The organism is Oryzomonas rubra (assembly GCF_008369015.1).
In the GTDB taxonomy this organism is placed as follows: Bacteria; Desulfobacterota; Desulfuromonadia; order Geobacterales; family Pseudopelobacteraceae; genus Oryzomonas; species Oryzomonas japonica.
The window spans coordinates 275,784-292,482 of record NZ_SRSD01000001.1 but is presented as its reverse complement, the minus strand read 5'-3'; the positions used below and the strand labels follow the sequence as shown (position 1 = coordinate 292,482).

Here is a 16,699-nt window from a genome sequence, read left to right as displayed (position 1 = left end):
TGTGGTTGTCTCTCTGAGCGGATCCAGCAAGGTTTTCGGCATTATCGGTCACCCCGTGCGCCATTCCCTCTCCCCGGCCATGCAGAATGCAGCCATGCAAGCGGGCGGCCTTGACGGGGTCTATGTCCCGTTCGATGTTCAGCCGGAAGACCTGGGTGAGGCTGTCGCCGGCCTGCGCGCCCTCGGCGTCAAGGGGGTTAACGTGACCATCCCCCACAAAATCGGCATCATACCGTATCTTGATGGACTCGACGAAAGCGCCGCTGCTGCGGGTGCCGTCAACACCGTCAACAACGAGGATGGCCGCCTGATAGGCTATAACACCGATGGCGACGGACTGGTCAGATCGCTGGCCGAGGAATGTGCCTTTATTCCCGAGCAGAGTACTGTCGTCATTATCGGCGCCGGTGGCGCGGCCCGCGGCGCCGTGGCCGCCATCTGCCGGGCCGGCGCCCGGCGGATCATCGTTGCCAATCGCAGCAGAGAGCGGGCCACGGCCTTGGTCGCAGCCATGGGTGCGCGCTACCCCGATGTCGCCCTCATGGCCGCTGAATACGGCGAGCAGATGACGACTTCGCTTCATGATGCCGGACTGGTGGTGAATACCACGTCGCTGGGCATGAACAACGAAGTCATTGCCGGTCTTGACCTTGAGGCGTTGCCCCCAACCGGCGTGGTCTACGACATGGTCTATGCGCCGCCGATCACGCCGTTGCTCCAAGAAGCCCGGCGACTGGGCTTGCGCCACGCCAACGGGCTGGGGATGCTGGCGGCCCAGGGGGAACTGGCTTTCCGTATCTGGACCGGGAATCTGCCGCCGCCGGGTTTGATGAAACACATCCTGGCCGGAATATGCGCATTCTGACTCGGCTTCTTTGTAATTGTCTTGACAAACCAGTCGCGTTGCATATACTAACTAGCTTTCTATTTTAAGCGCTGTTGTTTGGCGATGCATACGGATTGATACATGAAAATCAGTGTTGACCATATTCAGGAGAAAGCGCTTACTATAGAGGTAGATGAGCCGGTGGATACCTTTCCGGTGCTTTCGGGGATGCAGGCCGACGGGACGTGCATTTTCAATGGCCCTGTCAGGGGCCAGATCAGTGCCGTGCGCGAATATGACCATCTGCGGGTTGCGGGCAACGTCACGGTGCCGGCAACATTTACCTGTTCCCGGTGCCTCGCATCCTATGGAACAGAGATCGGATCGAACTTTACGATTTTTTTCCGCAAAGGCCCAGCAAGCCAGGAAAACGATGAAGAAGAAACCGAGTTGAATGATCAGGACCTTGTCTCGGCCACCTACAGCGGCGACGAGATAGATCTTACCCATGAAATCGAAGAACAGGTCGCCATGGAGGTTCCGTTCAAGCCGCTTTGCAGTGAAACATGTAAGGGGTTGTGCCCGACGTGCGGGATAGACCTGAACCAGGGAGACTGTTCCTGCGGGAGCGATGAAGTTAATTTCAAGTTCAGCGCCCTGAAGGATTTCAAGGTTTCCCGATAATTACCACGGTGACGGCGTTGCCGTTCCACCGAAAAAAGGAGAATCGACATGGCAGTACCCAAGAAGAAAACCTCCAAATCCCGGAAAAATATGAGAAGGGCTCACGATTTCCTGACGACCCAGTCGGTTTCGACCTGCCCACAGTGCAAATCCCCCAAGCTTCCCCACCGGGTATGTCCGACGTGTGGCACGTACAAGGGCAAAGAAGTTATCGATCTCTCTTCGGCCCAGTAAGCAGCCATCCGTGTTACTACCGGGAATGATGAGAGTTGCCGTTGACGCAATGGGAGGGGATAACGCCCCATCCGTGGAAGTCGCCGGAGCCGTTGCCGCTTGCCGTGAGTTTGGAATAGCGATAACCCTGGTGGGTGATCGTGCCAGGCTTGAGGCCGAATTGACCAAGCATCAGACAAACGGTCTGGATATCGACATCTTCCATGCCAGTGAAGTTGTGGGGATGCACGACTCTGCCTCTGATGCCGTCCGCAAGAAGAAAAATTCTTCCGTACGTCTGGCGTTCGAACTGGTCAAGGAGGGGAAGGCCTGCGCTGCAGTCAGCGCCGGAAACTCCGGTGCCACCATGGCGGCAGGCATGGTCGTGCTCAAGCGTATCAACGGTATCGAGCGGCCTGCCATCGCCCAGATTTTTCCTACCCTCAAGGGGCAGACCCTCGTGCTGGATGTGGGCGGTAACGTTGATTGCAAACCGCAACACTTGGCCCAGTTTGCCATCATGGGCGAGGTCTATGCCCACTATGCCATGGGGATCACCAACCCGGCCGTCGGTTTGCTGTCCAACGGCGAGGAGGATTCCAAGGGCAATGAACTGACTCGTGAAACCAACGCCATCCTGAGGGAAACGTCGCTCAATTACGCCGGCTATGTGGAGGGGCGCGACATCTTCAAGGGAACGGTGGAGGTGGTCGTCTGCGACGGTTTTGTGGGGAATGTCGTGCTCAAGCTGTCCGAGGGGCTTGCGGAAGCAGCGGCCAGGATGTTAAAGGAAGAGATCGTTAAGAGCTGGGTGTCGAAACTCGGGTATCTCTTCGTGCACGGCGCATTCCGTCGTTTCAAAAAGATCGTTGACTATGCCGAATACGGCGGTGCTCCCCTGCTGGGCATCAATGGCGTGGGCATGATCTGTCACGGCGGTTCCAATGTTAAGGCGATCAAAAACGCCGTACGCTTTGCCCATGACTACGCCAAAAGCGGCGTCACCGAACGGGTGGCGGAAAAACTGTCGGAAAACAGCATGGTCAACATGCAGCGCGACAACCTGAAAACGCAGGCAGTCGCATGAAGGAGCATACCATGTCGGGAGCCCGGATAACCGGAACCGGTTCCTCTCTGCCGGATAAAATTCTTACCAATCGCGACCTGGAACAGATGGTTGAAACCAGTGACGAATGGATCACTACCCGGACCGGCATCAAAGAACGCCGAATCGCCGTCGAAGGCGAATATACCTCTACCTTTGCCGCCGAAGCCGGCAGACGTGCCCTTGCCATGGCCGGGATCGGTGCTGATGAGCTCGACCTGATCATCCTCGGTACCGTGACCCCGGATTTCCCTTTTCCGGCAACCGCATGTATCCTGCAAAAAGAGCTTGGGGCGCATAAGGCAACGGCGTTCGATCTCTCTGCCGCCTGCTCCGGCTTTCTGTACGCCCTCTCCATCGCCACGACCTATATCCGCAGCGGTATGGCAAAGAAGGCCCTGGTCATCGGAGCCGAGGTCTTGTCGCGCGTGGTTGACTGGAGCGACCGCAACACCTGCATCCTCTTCGGAGACGGTGCCGGGGCCGCGGTCGTGGAGGCCAGCGAGGGTGAGAACGGCATCCTCTCCACCCACATATTCAGTAACGGCTCCCACTGGGACCAACTCTATCTGCCCGGCGCCGGGAGCAGGAACCCCGCTTCCAATCCCCGCACGATCGATGAGCGTCTCTATTATATCCGTATGGAGGGGAACGACGTTTTCAAACACGCCGTGCGGGCCATGGAAGAGGCCGCCACCGCCGCCCTTACGGCAAACGCCATGTCGCCTTCCGATATATCACTGTTCATTCCCCACCAGGCCAATCGCCGCATCATCGACGCAACCGCCAAACGCCTGGGGCTTCCCGAGGAACGGGTGTTTGTGAATCTCCACCATTATGGCAACACGTCGGCCGCATCAATTCCGATCGCCCTCGACGAGGCAAACCGTTCCGGCGCCATCAAGGCTGGCGACATCATCTTGATGGATGCCTTTGGCGGAGGCTTTACCTACGGTTCCGCCCTGGTTCGCTGGTAGGCTGCTCCCCACTCGAATACGGATCAGACGCGGGAAAAAGGATTTTTTATTCATTGAAAGGTATTTCTCATGAGTAAAACCGCTTTCATATTCCCAGGACAGGGATCGCAATATCCAGGGATGGGCAAAGAATTGGCCGAGGCCTTTCCCGTTGCCCGCCGGGTCTTTGAAGAAGCCGACGACGCCCTCGGCATTAAGCTGTCCGCCACCTGTTTTAGCGGCAGCGAAGAAGAATTGAAGCTGACTGCCACGACCCAACCGGCCATACTGACCGCCAGCATCGCTATACTGCGGGTGGTCGAGCAGGAAACCGGCCTCCGGGCCGACTATCTGGCCGGTCACTCCCTTGGCGAGTATTCGGCCTTGGTCTGTTCCGGGGCGCTTGGCTTTGCCGATGCCGTCAGGACCGTCCGGGCACGGGGTACCTTCATGCAGGAAGCGGTGCCGGTCGGCACCGGCTCCATGGCTGCCATGCTGGGCATCGAACGAGAGGTGCTCGAGGATATCTGCCGTGAGGCGGCTCAGGGAGAGGTCGTTGCGCCGGCCAATTTTAATTCGCCCGGCCAGATCGTGATCGCCGGCCACAGCAGCGCCGTGGGGCGCGCCATTGAGATTGCCAAGGGGCGCGGTTTCCGAAAAACCCTGTTGCTGCCGGTCAGCGCCCCGTTCCATTGCGCCCTCATGCAACCGGCTGCCGAACGCCTCGCCGGGGTGCTGGAGACCGTACCGGCCAACCCGATGATGTTACCGGTGGTCGCCAATGCCGATGCCGCCCCGAATGCCGACAGTAACCGCGTCAAGCCGCTCCTGGTGACCCAGGTCTGCGCTCCGGTTTTATGGCAGCAGTCGGTGACGGGTATGGTCGAGTTGGGGGTTACGCGGTTTGTGGAGATCGGTCCCGGGAAGGTCCTGTCGGGGCTGGTGAAGCGGATTTCAAAAGAGGTGGAAATAGCAAATATTGAGGATAGTGCCGGCCTGAAGACGTTGACCGAGTAAGCTAATCACTCAAGGGGAAGCTATGCTCGATTGCAACGAAATCATGAAGATCTTGCCCCATCGTTACCCTTTTCTGCTGGTGGATCGCATTGAAGAAGTGGAAACGGGCAAGCGTATCGTCGGCATCAAGAATATCACCATCAACGAGCCGTTCTTCCAGGGGCACTTTCCTGGTCATCCGGTCATGCCGGGGGTCCTGCTCATCGAGGCCATGGCCCAGGTAGCCGCAGTTCTGGCCTATGTCTCGTCCGACGCAAGCGCCCGCTCCAAGGTCACCTATTTCGTGGGTATCGACAATGCCCGTTTCCGCAAGCCGGTTGTCCCCGGCGATCAGCTCCGCCTTGAACTTGAGGCTGTCGGCTGCAAACGGGGCATATGGAAGTTCACCGGCAAGGTGCTGGTCGCGGACAAGCTTGTCGCCGAGGCGGACTTGAAGGCGACGTTTGCCGATAAATAGACACTATGTACTCACTTCAGCGTCCTGCGCTGCTGAAAGAAGAAAGGAGTAGCTACTAATGCCGAAGGACAGAATCGCCGTCATCACGGGTGCATCCCGTGGAATAGGCCGGAGTATCGCCCTGGCGCTGGCCGCACAAGGCGCTACGATCGTTGCCGTTGACATGGACCAAGCCGCAACCGATGCCATTGTTGCCGAATTGAAAGCTGCCGGTGGGAAGGCCCTGGGGGTTGTGGGGAACGTTACCGTACCTGCGGATGTGGAGCGGATGATCGATGCCGCCACGGAGGCCTTTGGTCGGGTCGATATCCTGGTGAACAACGCCGGCATTACCCGTGACGGTCTTCTCATGCGGATGAAGGAGGAGGATTGGGATGCCGTGCTTACGGTCAACCTGAAGGGTGCGTTCCTGTGTACCCGTGCCGCGTTCAAGGTCATGTCCAAGCAGCGTTACGGCCGGATCATCAACATCGCCTCGGTGGTTGGCCAGATGGGCAATGCGGGCCAGGCGAACTACTGCGCCAGCAAGGCCGGCCTGATCGGGCTTACCAAGTCCAATGCCCGGGAACTGGCCAAACGCAACGTCACGGTCAATGCCGTTGCCCCTGGTTTCATCGCCACCGCCATGACCGACGCCCTCTCGGACAAGGTGCGGGCCGAACTGACCGCTCAGATCCCCCTGGAACGCCTGGGCAGCGCCGACGATATCGCCAATGCGGTGGTCTTTCTCGCCAGCGAGGCTTCTGGCTACATCACCGGGCATGTGCTTTCCGTCAACGGCGGAATGTACATGTAATGGAAAGGAGGGATTTTTCGTCCAGGCAAGTAAATCAAGGGATTGCGCGGAGGCGTACATCGGTACGCCGCACAAGCAAGCCTGAAGATTGACGCCGCATGGGCGGAAAAGAACCCTTTCCAAATAAATCTTTGACTTTTGATTCGTTCATTGTTAAGAAGCTGTAGCTCAAATCGACTACGACCTGTTACGGGTTACTACAACACGGAGGTGAAAGATGTCTGACATTGCAAAGCGAGTAAAGGAAATAGTTGCAGAACAGCTGGGTGTGGAAGAGGTTCAGGTCGTTCCCGAGGCATCCTTCATGGATGACCTGGGTGCCGATTCCCTGGATACCGTCGAACTGGTCATGGCACTCGAAGAGGAATTCGATATTGAAATCCCCGATGAGGATGCCGAGAAGATCCAGTCCGTACAGGACGCCATCGACTACATTACCGAGCACGGCTAATACGGAAGACCGACTGCGAAACAGGGGAGGGGAGACACTCCCCTCTTTTTGTTTATCCGGTTCCAACCCGTCATTATCTACCAGGAGCATACAATTATGAGAAGAGTCGTAATTACCGGTGTTGGGGTCGTTTCTCCTCTGGGATGCGGCAATGCCAAAAACTGGGATGCGCTTATCAACGGCCGTTCCGGCATCGCGCAGATCACCCGCTTTGACGCCTCGGCCATGCCGGTGCGCATAGCCGGTGAAGTCAAGGACTTCAACCCCGAGGATTTCATTGAAAAGAAAGAGATCAAGAAGATGGATCTCTTTATTCAGTATGCGCTGGCAGCTTCTCACTTCGCCATGGAGGACTCCGGTCTGGCCATCACGGAGGAGAACGCCGAGAGGGTAGGGGTGCTCGTGGGTGCCGGCCTGGGCGGGCTGCCGACCATCGAGAAGTACCATGCGGCACTGCTTGAAGGGGGCTACAAGAAAATTTCCCCCTTCTTCATCCCGATGTTGATCATCAACCTTGCCCCCGGCCACATCTCCATCAAATATGGCGCAAAAGGCCCCAATATCTCATCCGTTTCGGCATGCGCAACCGCCACCCATTCCATTGGCGATGCCTACCACATTATCAAACGGGGCGACGCCGACGCCATGATTGCCGGGGGAACCGAATCAACGATAACCCCGCTCGGCATCGGCGGCTTTTCCGCCATGAAGGCTCTTTCCGACCGTAACGACAACCCCCAGGCCGCCTCGCGCCCCTTTGAGAAAAACCGTGACGGCTTTGTCATGGGCGAAGGCGCCGGCATCGTGATCCTGGAGGAGTACGAGGCCGCCAAAAAACGCGGCGCCAAGATCTATGCCGAGGTTGTCGGCTATGGCCTGACCGGCGACGCCTATCACCTGACCGCTCCGGCACCGGATGGCGAAGGGGCGGCGCGCTGCATGAAAATGGCGCTCGCCAACGCCGGCGTCAACCCCGAACAAGTAGGCTACATCAACGCCCACGGCACCTCGACGTCCATGAACGACTTGTACGAGACCATGGCCATCAAGACCGTCTTTGGTAACCATGCCGGTGCGGTGAAAATTTCCTCGACCAAGTCCATGACCGGTCACCTCCTGGGGGCTGCCGGGGGCATCGAGGCGGTCTTCAGCTGTTTGGCACTTGAAAAGGGTGTGATCCCGCCGACCATCAACTACGAGGAACCGGACCCGGAATGCGATCTCGATTACACCCCCAACACCGCTTGCGAGGCCAAGATCGAGTACGCCATGAGCAACAACTTCGGTTTCGGCGGCACGAACGCCTCACTGCTTTTCAAAAAGGCCTGACATGAAAATCGCACTGGGAAGTGACCATGGCGGCTATGGCCTGAAACAGTCTCTGATCCCCTTCCTGCAGGGCAGGGATATCGAGGTTGCCGATGCCGGCACCAATTCAGAGGATTCGGTGGATTATCCCGATTTTGCCGAGCGGGTGGCGCTCCTGGTCGCCCACGGCGAGGCGGATGCCGGCATTTTGGTCTGCGGGACCGGCATCGGTATCTCCATTGCAGCCAATAAGGTGCCCGGTATTCGCGCCGCACTGGTGACCGATGCCTTCATGGCCCGCATGGCAAAAGAACATAATAACGCCAATGTTCTGGTGCTGGGGGGGCGGGTGATTGACGAAACAACCGCTCAGGAATTGGTAGCCGCTTGGCTGGACGCCTCCTTTGAGGGGGGGCGGCATCAGAAACGTCTGGACAAGATCGCCCAATTGGAACAAAAATATCGTTGTAGTTGATTCTCTTTTCGATACAATGTGATAGTGATTGATAACAGCGGGACTTGACCACAAGTCCCGCTCCCTGTTTTTCAACCCCCTGCTGACTGAATCCATCCCATGAAGGAGTAGACACACCATGTCGATTCTCGACCAATTTGACCCCCAGGTTGCCGAAGCCATTCGCCACGAGACCGAACGTCAGGAGTACAACCTGGAGCTGATCGCTTCGGAAAACTTTGTCTCCGAGGCGGTGCTTGAGGCCCAGGGAAGCATCCTGACCAACAAATACGCCGAGGGCTATCCGGGCAAGCGCTACTATGGCGGCTGCGACCAGGTGGATGTGGTCGAGAATCTGGCGATCGAGCGCGCCAAGGAGCTGTTCGGCGCCGAACATGTCAATGTTCAGCCCCACTCGGGCTCCCAGGCCAATATGGCGGTCTATTTTGCCGCCTGCAAGCCGGGAGATACCGTCCTGGGCATGAACCTCTCCCACGGCGGCCACCTGACCCACGGCAGCCCGGTCAACTTCTCCGGGAAACTGTTCAACATCGTGCCCTACGGTGTTTCCCCCGAGACCCAGACCATCGATTACGCCGAGGTGGAACGCCTGGCAGAACAACACAAACCGAAAATGATCGTGGTCGGCGCCAGCGCCTATCCCCGCATCATCGATTTCCCCGCGTTCCGCGCCATTGCCGACAAGGTAGGAGCGGTGGTCATGGTCGATATGGCCCATTTCGCCGGCCTGGTGGCGGCAGGGCTGCACCCCAGCCCGATCCCCTACGCGGAGTACGTGACCACCACTACCCACAAGACCCTGCGCGGCCCGCGCGGCGGCATGATCCTCTGCCGTGAGGAGCTCGCCAAGGGGCTGAACTCCCAGATCTTCCCCGGTATCCAGGGCGGCCCGTTGATGCACGTCATCGCCGCCAAGGCGGTGGCCTTCAAGGAAGCCCTTCAGCCGGAGTTCAAGGTCTATCAGCAGCAGATCGTGAAGAATGCCCAGGCCTTGGCCGGGGCGTTGATGAAGCGCGGTTTCAAGCTGACCAGCGGCGGTACCGACAACCACCTGATGCTGGTTGATTTCTCCGGTACCGAAATCACCGGCAAGGCGGCTGAAGCGGCCTTGGACAAGGCTGGTATTACGGTCAACAAGAATACCGTTCCCTTTGAGACCCGTTCCCCGTTCGTCACCTCCGGTATCCGGATCGGAACGCCGGCCGCCACATCCCACGGCCTGAAGGAAACGGAAATGGAGCAGGTGACTACCTTTATCGCCGATGCCATAGCCAATATCGACAACGACGAAAAACTGGCCGCCATCAAGGTGCAGGTCAATACCATGATGAAGCGGTTCCCGCTCTATGCCAACCGGCTGAAGTAGGGAAGGGACCGTTATTTTCTGGGGTCAAGACCCGTCGGGCAACCGGCGGGTCTTTTTTGTTCGAATAGGGGGGCAGTGGCGCCTGATTCTCTCGTCTTCCTTGACTTTGTTCCCGCTCTTTGGCTAGTATGCACAGTTATGAAAAAGCTAACCAGACAGATACGAGTCGGATCGGTTCCCGTGGGTGGCGACGCCCCCTGCGCGGTCCAATCCATGTGTTCCACCGATACGCGGGACGTCACCGCCACCCTTGCCCAGATTGCCGGTTTGGCTGCCGGCGGGTGCGAGATCATCCGTTGCGCCGTTCCCGACATGGATGCGGCCGTGGCCTTGGGAAGGATCAAGCATGAGAGCCCCATCCCGGTCATCGCCGACATCCATTTCGACTACAAGCTGGCCTTGCAGGTGCTTGATGGCGGCATAGACGGGCTGCGGCTCAATCCGGGCAATATCGGCGACAAGTGGAAGGTGGCCGAGGTGGTCAAGGCGGCGGCTGAACGCCAAGTGCCCATCCGGATCGGCGTCAATGCCGGCTCTCTCGAAAAGGAACTGCTGGAGCGCTTTGGCCATCCCACGGCCGAGGCCATGGTCGAATCCGCCCTTGGCCACGTGCGCATTCTGGAGGAGTTGGGCTACCAGGAGATCAAGATATCCCTTAAGGCTTCGGATGTGATGAAGACGGTTTCCGCCTACCGCCTGCTTTCGGAACGGGTTGACTATCCCCTGCACATCGGCATCACCGAGGCCGGAACCATCTTTTCCGGGACGGTCAAGTCCTCGGTCGGCCTCGGCATCCTGCTCGCCGACGGTATCGGCGACACCATGCGGGTATCCCTGACCGGTGATCCGCTGGACGAGGTCAGGGTAGGGTACGAGATCCTGAAAAGTCTCGGCTTGCGCCAGCGCGGCGTCAATTTTGTTTCCTGCCCCACCTGCGGCCGGTGTCAGATCAACCTGATCAAGGTCGCCGAAGAGGTTGAACGCCGGCTCCAGGGGGTGGACAAGCGGATTACGGTCGCAGTCATGGGTTGCGCCGTCAACGGCCCCGGAGAGGCCCGCGAGGCGGATGTGGGCATTGCCGGTGGAAAAGGGGAGGGGCTCCTGTTCCGCAACGGCGAGATCGTCCGCAAGGTGCCGGAAGACAAGTTGGCCGACGCCCTGTTGGAAGAGATAGACAAGCTCTGAGAAACTCCCAGCCGGAGAACGACGTAAAGCCGTTCCGTCAGGAGATGCTCAAGGCTTTGCTCGAAAAATACAACCTGCTCGACTATACCATCCTCTGAGGTGACAATGCTTTATTCACGTTATTTCATCCCCACGGTTAAAGAAACCCCTTCCGATGCCGAGGTCGTGTCGCATCAATTGATGCTCCGTGCCGGCATGATCCGCAAGCTGGCGGCCGGTATCTACAATTACCTGCCCTTGGGGCTGCGCTCCATCCGCAAGTTCGAGAACATCGTCCGCGAGGAGATGGACCGCGCCGGAGCCATCGAACTGCTCATGCCGAGCGTCCAACCGGCAGAACTCTGGCAGGAGTCGGGGCGCTGGAGCTTTTACGGCAAAGAGCTGCTGCGTTTCAAGGATCGCAAGGAAGGCGAGTTCTGCATGGGGCCGACCCATGAAGAGGTCATCACCGACATGATCCGCCGCGAGATCAAGAGCTACCGGCAAATGCCGATCAACTTCTACCAGATTCAGACCAAGTTCCGCGACGAGATTCGGCCCCGGTTCGGCCTCATGCGGGGCCGCGAATTCATCATGAAGGACGCCTACTCGTTTGATGTGGACAGCAGCGCCGCGGACGAGTCCTATGACCGTATGTACCAGGCCTATATCCGCATCTTTGAACGGTGCGGACTGAATTTCCGTGCCGTTGAAGCGGACTCGGGCACCATTGGCGGGTCGTTCTCCCACGAGTTCATGGTCCTGGCGGATTCGGGCGAGGACGGCATCGCCTCCTGCGACTCCTGCCGCTATGCCGCCAACGTGGAAAAGGCCGAGGCGCGGCCGCTGCCATCGGTGCCGGCCGGCGAGTTGCTGCCGTTGGAGAAGATCGCGACGCCGGACATGAAAACCATTGCCGATGTTGCGGCCTTCCTGAAATTGACCGCCGACAAGACGGTCAAGACCCTAGTGTACGCTTCGGGCAGTGGCGACTTCGTCATGGCGCTGCTGCGGGGCGACCACGAGCTGAATGAGATCAAACTCAAGAACAGTCTGGGGTGGGACGAAATCGAAATGGCGACCGAAGAGGATATCCTGCGCATCACCGGATCGCCGATCGGTTTCCTCGGCCCGCTGGGGCTCAAGGAAAAGGTGACGGTTATTGCCGACTTGGTCGTCGAGGGCATGGCCAATGTCGCCATGGGCGCCAATGAAAAGGATATGCATTTCATCAATGCCAATCCGGGACGGGATTTCTCGGTTGAGCGCTTTGCCGATATCCGCATGGTCGTGGCCGGCGATGCCTGCCCACGCTGCCAGGAGGGGAAACTTGAGATGTGGCGCGGTATCGAGGTGGGGCATGTCTTCAAGCTGGGCACCAAGTATTCCACCGCCCTCAATGCTACCTACCTGGATGCCGACGGCAAGGAGCAGGTCATCTTCATGGGGTGCTACGGCATCGGCATCGGCAGGACGGTTGCAGCGGCCATCGAGCAGAACCATGACGAGAACGGCATCATCTTCCCGTTGCCCCTGGCGCCCTTCCATTGTTCCGTTGTGGCCCTGAACGCCAAGGATGGCGGTGTCATGGCCGCGGCCGGAGAAATCTACGCAAAGCTGGTACAATTGGGGGTGGAGACGCTGTTCGACGACCGTGACGAACGTCCGGGCGTCAAATTCAAGGATAACGACCTGATCGGTATCCCGCTGCGCATTGTGGTCGGTAGCAAGGGATTGGCCGAAGGGAAGGTCGAGGTCAAAATCCGCAAAACCGGCGAGGTGCTCCTGCTGCCGGTTGAAGAGGGTATCGCCAGGATCAAGCAACTTGTCGACGCGGCCTTGGTCTGAAATTAAACGGTTATGAGGTTGTGATGCAGAATACTATTTGGGACCCCCAGCATGAATGCATGCCCCGGGACGAGATAGGACAGCTCCAACTTGAGCGGCTCCAGGCGACCCTCAACCGCGTCTATAAAAACGTAACCTGTTACCGGACGAAGTTCAACGAACGGGGTATTGTTCCCGAGGATATCACTTCCCTTTCCGATCTGGCAAAGCTCCCCTTTACCACCAAGGAGGACCTGCGGCTTAATTATCCCTATGGGATGTTTGCCGTACCGCTCAGAGAGGTGGTCCGCATCCATTCGTCATCCGGTACGACCGGCAAACCGACGGTGGTGGGATATACCAAAAACGACCTCAAAATATGGTCGAACCTGGTGGCCCGTTTCATGACTGCGGCCGGCGTCACCCCTGACGATGTGGTGCAGATCGCCTTCGGTTACGGCCTGTTCACCGGCGCCTTTGGCCTGCACTACGGTTCGGAAACCATCGGCGCCGCCGTCATCCCCATGAGCGGCGGCAACACGGACAAACAGATCATGATCATGCAGGATTACAAAAGCACGGTTCTGGTCTGCACGCCGAGTTATGCCATCAACATTGCCGACCGCATTGAAAAGCTGGGCATCGATCCCAAGACCTTATCCCTCAAGGTAGGTCTGTTTGGCGGCGAACCCTGGTCCGAGGCCATGCGTCGGGAGATCGAGTCACGTCTTTCCCTTAGCGCTACGGACAACTATGGCTTGTCGGAGGTCATCGGCCCCGGCGTTGCCGGGGAATGCCGCTGCAAATGCGGCATGCACATCTCCGAGGACGGTTTTATCCCAGAGATCATCAACCCCGAGACCTGTGAAGTACTGCCGCCGGGAAGTGTGGGCGAACTGGTGCTGACGACCATCAGTAAGGAAGCCTTCCCCATGATCCGCTACCGGACACGGGACATTACCAGTCTTGACTATGGCGTCTGCGAGTGTGGCCGGACCACGGTGCGGATGAAGAAGACCATGGGCCGCTCCGACGATATGCTGATCATCAAGGGGGTCAACGTCTTCCCGTCGCAGATCGAAGAGGTACTGGTAGCCATCGAGGGGTGCGAACCGCATTATCAACTGGTGGTTGACCGCAAGGGCGCCATGGATACCCTTGAGGTCAGTATTGAGGTCACGGAGCATATCTTCTTTGATGAGATGAAAAAACAGCGGGCTTTTTTGGAGATGGTCGAGAAGAAGATCGACACGGTGTTGGGGGTCGGCGTCACCGTCAAGCTGGTCGAGCCCAACAGTCTGCCACGCAACGAGGGAAAGGCCAACCGCGTCATTGACAGGCGCCAGTTGTGATGGTCTGATACTCTTCTTCCATTGTTGAATACAAGCGGGTCATGTTCTATATACACATGACCCGCTTTTTTTGTGGGCAAAAATGAAAAATAACCCGGATCAGATCCCCTTTGAGTTGCGAAAACGGTCCCGGTACTCCTTGAAATCAGGGATGGTCCGTTTATAGCCTGACGACATGAGGGGCGATGAAATAACGAGATCGGCAGTGGTGCGGTTGCATGCCACGGGAATGTTCCAGACAACGGCAATCCGCAGGAGCGCCTTCACATCCGGGTCATGGGGTTGGGGTTCGAGCGGGTCCCAGAAAAAAATGATCAAATCAATTTCGCCCTCGGCGATTTTCGCGCCAATCTGTAGGTCTCCGCCAAGAGGGCCACTTTGAAATTTGGTGATGGGGATTCGGAGCGCTTCTTCCAGCAAAGTCCCCGTGGTCCCCGTGGCGTAAAGCTTGTGTTGGGCCAGCAAGTCCCGGTTGAAGAGGGACCACTCGATGAGATCATGCTTTTTATTGTCATGTGCGACGAGAGCAATCCGTTTACACGGAATGAGGTCCTTATCCTTTGGTTGTTTAGTAGTCATCTACCGTTTGCCTCCTTTTCTTGTTTCCCGCATACCACCATATTTTCGCCACATTTGCCAATGAAAAGTAACATGTCCCCGGAGGAGACAGGATAACAAGCGACAACTGATTGTACTTTACATAATATAACTTATGGGACATTTTTGGCGTGAGTGTACAAGAAGTTTGATTGCGTCGAAAAGCGCCCTTGAGTCTCGTGCCGTGGAGTTTCGGAGGCTTCCCACAGTGAGCGTAGCGAACGGAGGGAAACGCAGAAACGGAACTGTGATTTGTCGCTGTGAACGGACGGTTTTGAGCCTGTACTTCTTGATACATAGAACTAATTGTCCGCATCCGCATTTTATGCGGCTTCGCGGGCGAAATTGCGAAAAGATTTGGCAGCCAAGAATGTTTGTGAAAAAGGATGACATACAAGGTCCTATTGCTGTCCACAAGTCCACAGGACGCCGGAGAGCGCGCCCGGCGCCGCTCGGCTCTCCGGCGACTCCTGTGGACCCTGTGGTCAGCACAACAGACGTACAACCTACGGAGGTTTCGCACATGAAAGGATTAAAGCTCGAATATGACTTCAAATACTGCCCCGCCTGCGGTGGCCCGATCACCACGCCGGTTCACATGTCCCTGGTGCTCAGTGAACCGGAAAACGGCTTCGGCAGTGAGGAGATTGACCTGTCTGATTGCGATTACCCGGACGGCTGCGTTCGCTTGCTCTGCGACGCCTGTTACGAGAGTTCCGGGAGGATGGTTTCATGAAACGGCCCTCATTGTCCAGGCGACTCACCGTCCGGTTCTCCGAGATCCACTTTTGGCGGTTGCAGCAGATTGCCGAGCATGAAGGCACAGACGCTGCCGCCATCATCCGCCACCTTGTCGCCCGTTTCGTCGCCAGCGACCTGCGGACGAAAACCGTTGATGAAAGGGGGTATGCCCATGACTAGCCGAGAAGTGGTCCCTCCGGCTACGCTCTGCGGGGTCGGAGGGACTATCGAGGCTCTGGACATCGACAGACTCCTGTTCGACGTGGCCACCTCATTCAACCCGCTGCACCGTGATTCGCTGCTGGAGTGTCAGGCTGTCGGCACCCAGGGTGATCATGTCCTGCTCAACGTCGCCCTGCCCCGCGACATGACCCGGTTCTTCGTGACCTTCCTGGAGTCCATGACCGGGTTCTTCCGTGTGATGGACCACAGGGCCAGGGTCGCCTCGGCCCAGCACAAAACCATCGACCCGGTGGCGATCGCCGAGCGGGAAAACTTCAAGGCCGACTTTATCAACGAAGTTTGCACGATCTTCGACGGCTTCACCGGACAAGGCCTTAGCGTGAAAGAAGCGCTCAAACAAACAAATTTGGCACTCAAAGCCGTTTCTCACCCCTGGGCAACATACGACACCATCCAACGGACCCTTCGCGCCAAGGGACGTTTCAGGGGCAAAAAAACGAGTTCTCACAGAAAGGAGTAGACCCATCGGAAAAAACGATTTAACTTGGCTGCCAACAAGCTAACCTTGGCCGCCGTCAAAACCGTGACAAGCCGGGTAAGGGAAAGTGCATAAACATGAGTAAAAACAAATACATAAGCTATAACTTATGGGACATTTTTTGGCGTGAGTGCACAAGTGGTTTGATGGCGTCGAAAAGCGCCCTTGAGTCTCGTGCCGTGGAGTTTCGGAGGCTTCCCACAGTGAGCGCAGCGAACGGAGGGAAACGCAGAAACGGAACTGTGATTTGTCGCTGTGAACGGACGGTTTTGAGCCTGTACTTCTTGATACATAGAACTAAAGCGGGGAACTCCCGTATTAGGCGGCTTTTGGCAGTTCGGCGGGTGTCTGCCCGCCGAAAGTGGAGCCGTTAGGCGCAACGGCTGCGTCCGGCTGTCTGTCCCTCAATATCGACCGTCTGCTGTTCGATGCCGCCGGCACCCTCTTCAAACCCGCTGCACCGCGAGTCCCTGCTTGACTGCCACGCCGTCGAGGCCCGGGACGGTCGCGTTATGCTGCATGTCGCCCTGCCCCAGGACATGACCCGCTCCGTTGCGGCTCAGGTCAAGTACATTGACCCCCATGGAGATTGCGGCCAGAGAAACGCGCAAGCAGGAGTATACCGCCGAGGTCTGCGACATTT

Annotated in this window: 20 protein-coding genes; 18 read left to right on the top strand and 2 right to left on the bottom strand. The window is 57.7% G+C overall.

What is annotated here, in order from left to right; genetic code table 11:
* Position 1: 1 nt before the first annotated feature.
* The 15 genes from aroE (at position 2) to ET418_RS01295 (ending at position 13,997) form a co-directional block, all read left to right on the top strand.
* The gene (gene aroE / locus ET418_RS01365; RefSeq protein ID WP_149305778.1) at positions 2–865 is read left to right on the top strand and encodes a shikimate dehydrogenase; all 864 of its coding nucleotides are present in this window, start codon (positions 2–4) and stop codon (positions 863–865) included.
* Positions 866–967: 102 nt separating this feature from the next.
* On the top strand, positions 968–1,510 hold the full coding sequence (locus tag ET418_RS01360; protein WP_149305777.1) for a YceD family protein: 543 nt from the start codon (positions 968–970) through the stop codon (positions 1,508–1,510).
* 48 nt (positions 1,511–1,558) lie between these two features.
* Complete coding sequence (rpmF, locus tag ET418_RS01355; RefSeq protein ID WP_149305776.1) at positions 1,559–1,744, top strand: 50S ribosomal protein L32; 186 nt, start codon at positions 1,559–1,561, stop codon at positions 1,742–1,744.
* Between the two features lie 28 nt (positions 1,745–1,772).
* A complete protein-coding gene (plsX, locus tag ET418_RS01350; protein ID WP_149306065.1) occupies positions 1,773–2,810 on the top strand; it encodes a phosphate acyltransferase PlsX in 1,038 nt (345 codons plus the stop codon).
* Between the two features lie 11 nt (positions 2,811–2,821).
* Positions 2,822–3,805: a beta-ketoacyl-ACP synthase III gene (locus ET418_RS01345; protein ID WP_149305775.1), complete on the top strand. Its 984-nt coding sequence runs from the start codon at positions 2,822–2,824 to the stop codon at positions 3,803–3,805.
* Positions 3,806–3,874: 69 nt separating this feature from the next.
* Complete coding sequence (gene fabD, locus ET418_RS01340) at positions 3,875–4,801, top strand: ACP S-malonyltransferase (RefSeq protein WP_149305774.1); 927 nt, start codon at positions 3,875–3,877, stop codon at positions 4,799–4,801.
* Between the two features lie 22 nt (positions 4,802–4,823).
* Complete coding sequence (gene fabZ, locus ET418_RS01335; RefSeq protein ID WP_149305773.1) at positions 4,824–5,258, top strand: 3-hydroxyacyl-ACP dehydratase FabZ; 435 nt, start codon at positions 4,824–4,826, stop codon at positions 5,256–5,258.
* 58 nt (positions 5,259–5,316) lie between these two features.
* Positions 5,317–6,054 (top strand): 3-oxoacyl-[acyl-carrier-protein] reductase, encoded by a 738-nt coding sequence (gene fabG / locus ET418_RS01330; RefSeq protein ID WP_149305772.1) that lies wholly within the window; start codon positions 5,317–5,319, stop codon positions 6,052–6,054.
* 217 nt (positions 6,055–6,271) lie between these two features.
* Entirely contained in the window at positions 6,272–6,505 is a 234-nt protein-coding gene (gene acpP, locus ET418_RS01325; RefSeq protein WP_149305771.1) for an acyl carrier protein, read from the top strand.
* Positions 6,506–6,601: 96 nt separating this feature from the next.
* Positions 6,602–7,834, top strand: coding sequence for a beta-ketoacyl-ACP synthase II (gene fabF, locus ET418_RS01320; protein WP_149305770.1), 1,233 nt, complete (start codon positions 6,602–6,604; stop codon positions 7,832–7,834).
* 1 nt (position 7,835) lies between these two features.
* The gene (rpiB, locus tag ET418_RS01315) at positions 7,836–8,288 is read left to right on the top strand and encodes a ribose 5-phosphate isomerase B (RefSeq protein ID WP_149305769.1); all 453 of its coding nucleotides are present in this window, start codon (positions 7,836–7,838) and stop codon (positions 8,286–8,288) included.
* A gap of 118 nt (positions 8,289–8,406) precedes the next feature.
* On the top strand, positions 8,407–9,654 hold the full coding sequence (gene glyA, locus ET418_RS01310; RefSeq protein ID WP_149305768.1) for a serine hydroxymethyltransferase: 1,248 nt from the start codon (positions 8,407–8,409) through the stop codon (positions 9,652–9,654).
* A gap of 138 nt (positions 9,655–9,792) precedes the next feature.
* On the top strand, positions 9,793–10,839 hold the full coding sequence (ispG, locus tag ET418_RS01305) for a flavodoxin-dependent (E)-4-hydroxy-3-methylbut-2-enyl-diphosphate synthase (protein WP_149305767.1): 1,047 nt from the start codon (positions 9,793–9,795) through the stop codon (positions 10,837–10,839).
* 105 nt (positions 10,840–10,944) lie between these two features.
* Positions 10,945–12,666 (top strand): proline--tRNA ligase, encoded by a 1,722-nt coding sequence (locus tag ET418_RS01300; protein WP_149305766.1) that lies wholly within the window; start codon positions 10,945–10,947, stop codon positions 12,664–12,666.
* Positions 12,667–12,689: 23 nt separating this feature from the next.
* The gene (locus ET418_RS01295; protein ID WP_149305765.1) at positions 12,690–13,997 is read left to right on the top strand and encodes a phenylacetate--CoA ligase family protein; all 1,308 of its coding nucleotides are present in this window, start codon (positions 12,690–12,692) and stop codon (positions 13,995–13,997) included.
* Positions 13,998–14,096: 99 nt separating this feature from the next.
* On the opposite strand, the gene ET418_RS01290 is transcribed toward ET418_RS01295, so the two are convergent.
* A complete protein-coding gene (locus tag ET418_RS01290) occupies positions 14,097–14,576 on the bottom strand; it encodes a methylglyoxal synthase (protein ID WP_149305764.1) in 480 nt (159 codons plus the stop codon).
* Positions 14,577–15,117: 541 nt separating this feature from the next.
* Between ET418_RS01290 and ET418_RS01285 the strand changes: the two genes are divergently transcribed.
* From ET418_RS01285 to ET418_RS01275, 3 genes are read left to right on the top strand one after another with little or no spacing between them, the layout of a single operon-like run.
* The gene (locus ET418_RS01285; RefSeq protein WP_149305763.1) at positions 15,118–15,330 is read left to right on the top strand and encodes a hypothetical protein; all 213 of its coding nucleotides are present in this window, start codon (positions 15,118–15,120) and stop codon (positions 15,328–15,330) included.
* Positions 15,327–15,515, top strand: coding sequence for a hypothetical protein (locus ET418_RS01280; protein ID WP_149305762.1), 189 nt, complete (start codon positions 15,327–15,329; stop codon positions 15,513–15,515). The genes ET418_RS01285 and ET418_RS01280 overlap by 4 nt, the downstream gene beginning before the upstream one ends.
* Positions 15,508–16,038: a hypothetical protein gene (locus tag ET418_RS01275; RefSeq protein ID WP_149305761.1), complete on the top strand. Its 531-nt coding sequence runs from the start codon at positions 15,508–15,510 to the stop codon at positions 16,036–16,038. Before ET418_RS01280 ends, ET418_RS01275 begins: the two co-directional genes overlap by 8 nt.
* 464 nt (positions 16,039–16,502) lie before the next feature.
* On the opposite strand, the gene ET418_RS18050 is transcribed toward ET418_RS01275, so the two are convergent.
* Complete coding sequence (locus tag ET418_RS18050) at positions 16,503–16,667, bottom strand: hypothetical protein (protein WP_188055195.1); 165 nt, start codon at positions 16,665–16,667, stop codon at positions 16,503–16,505.
* Positions 16,668–16,699 lie beyond the last annotated feature (32 nt).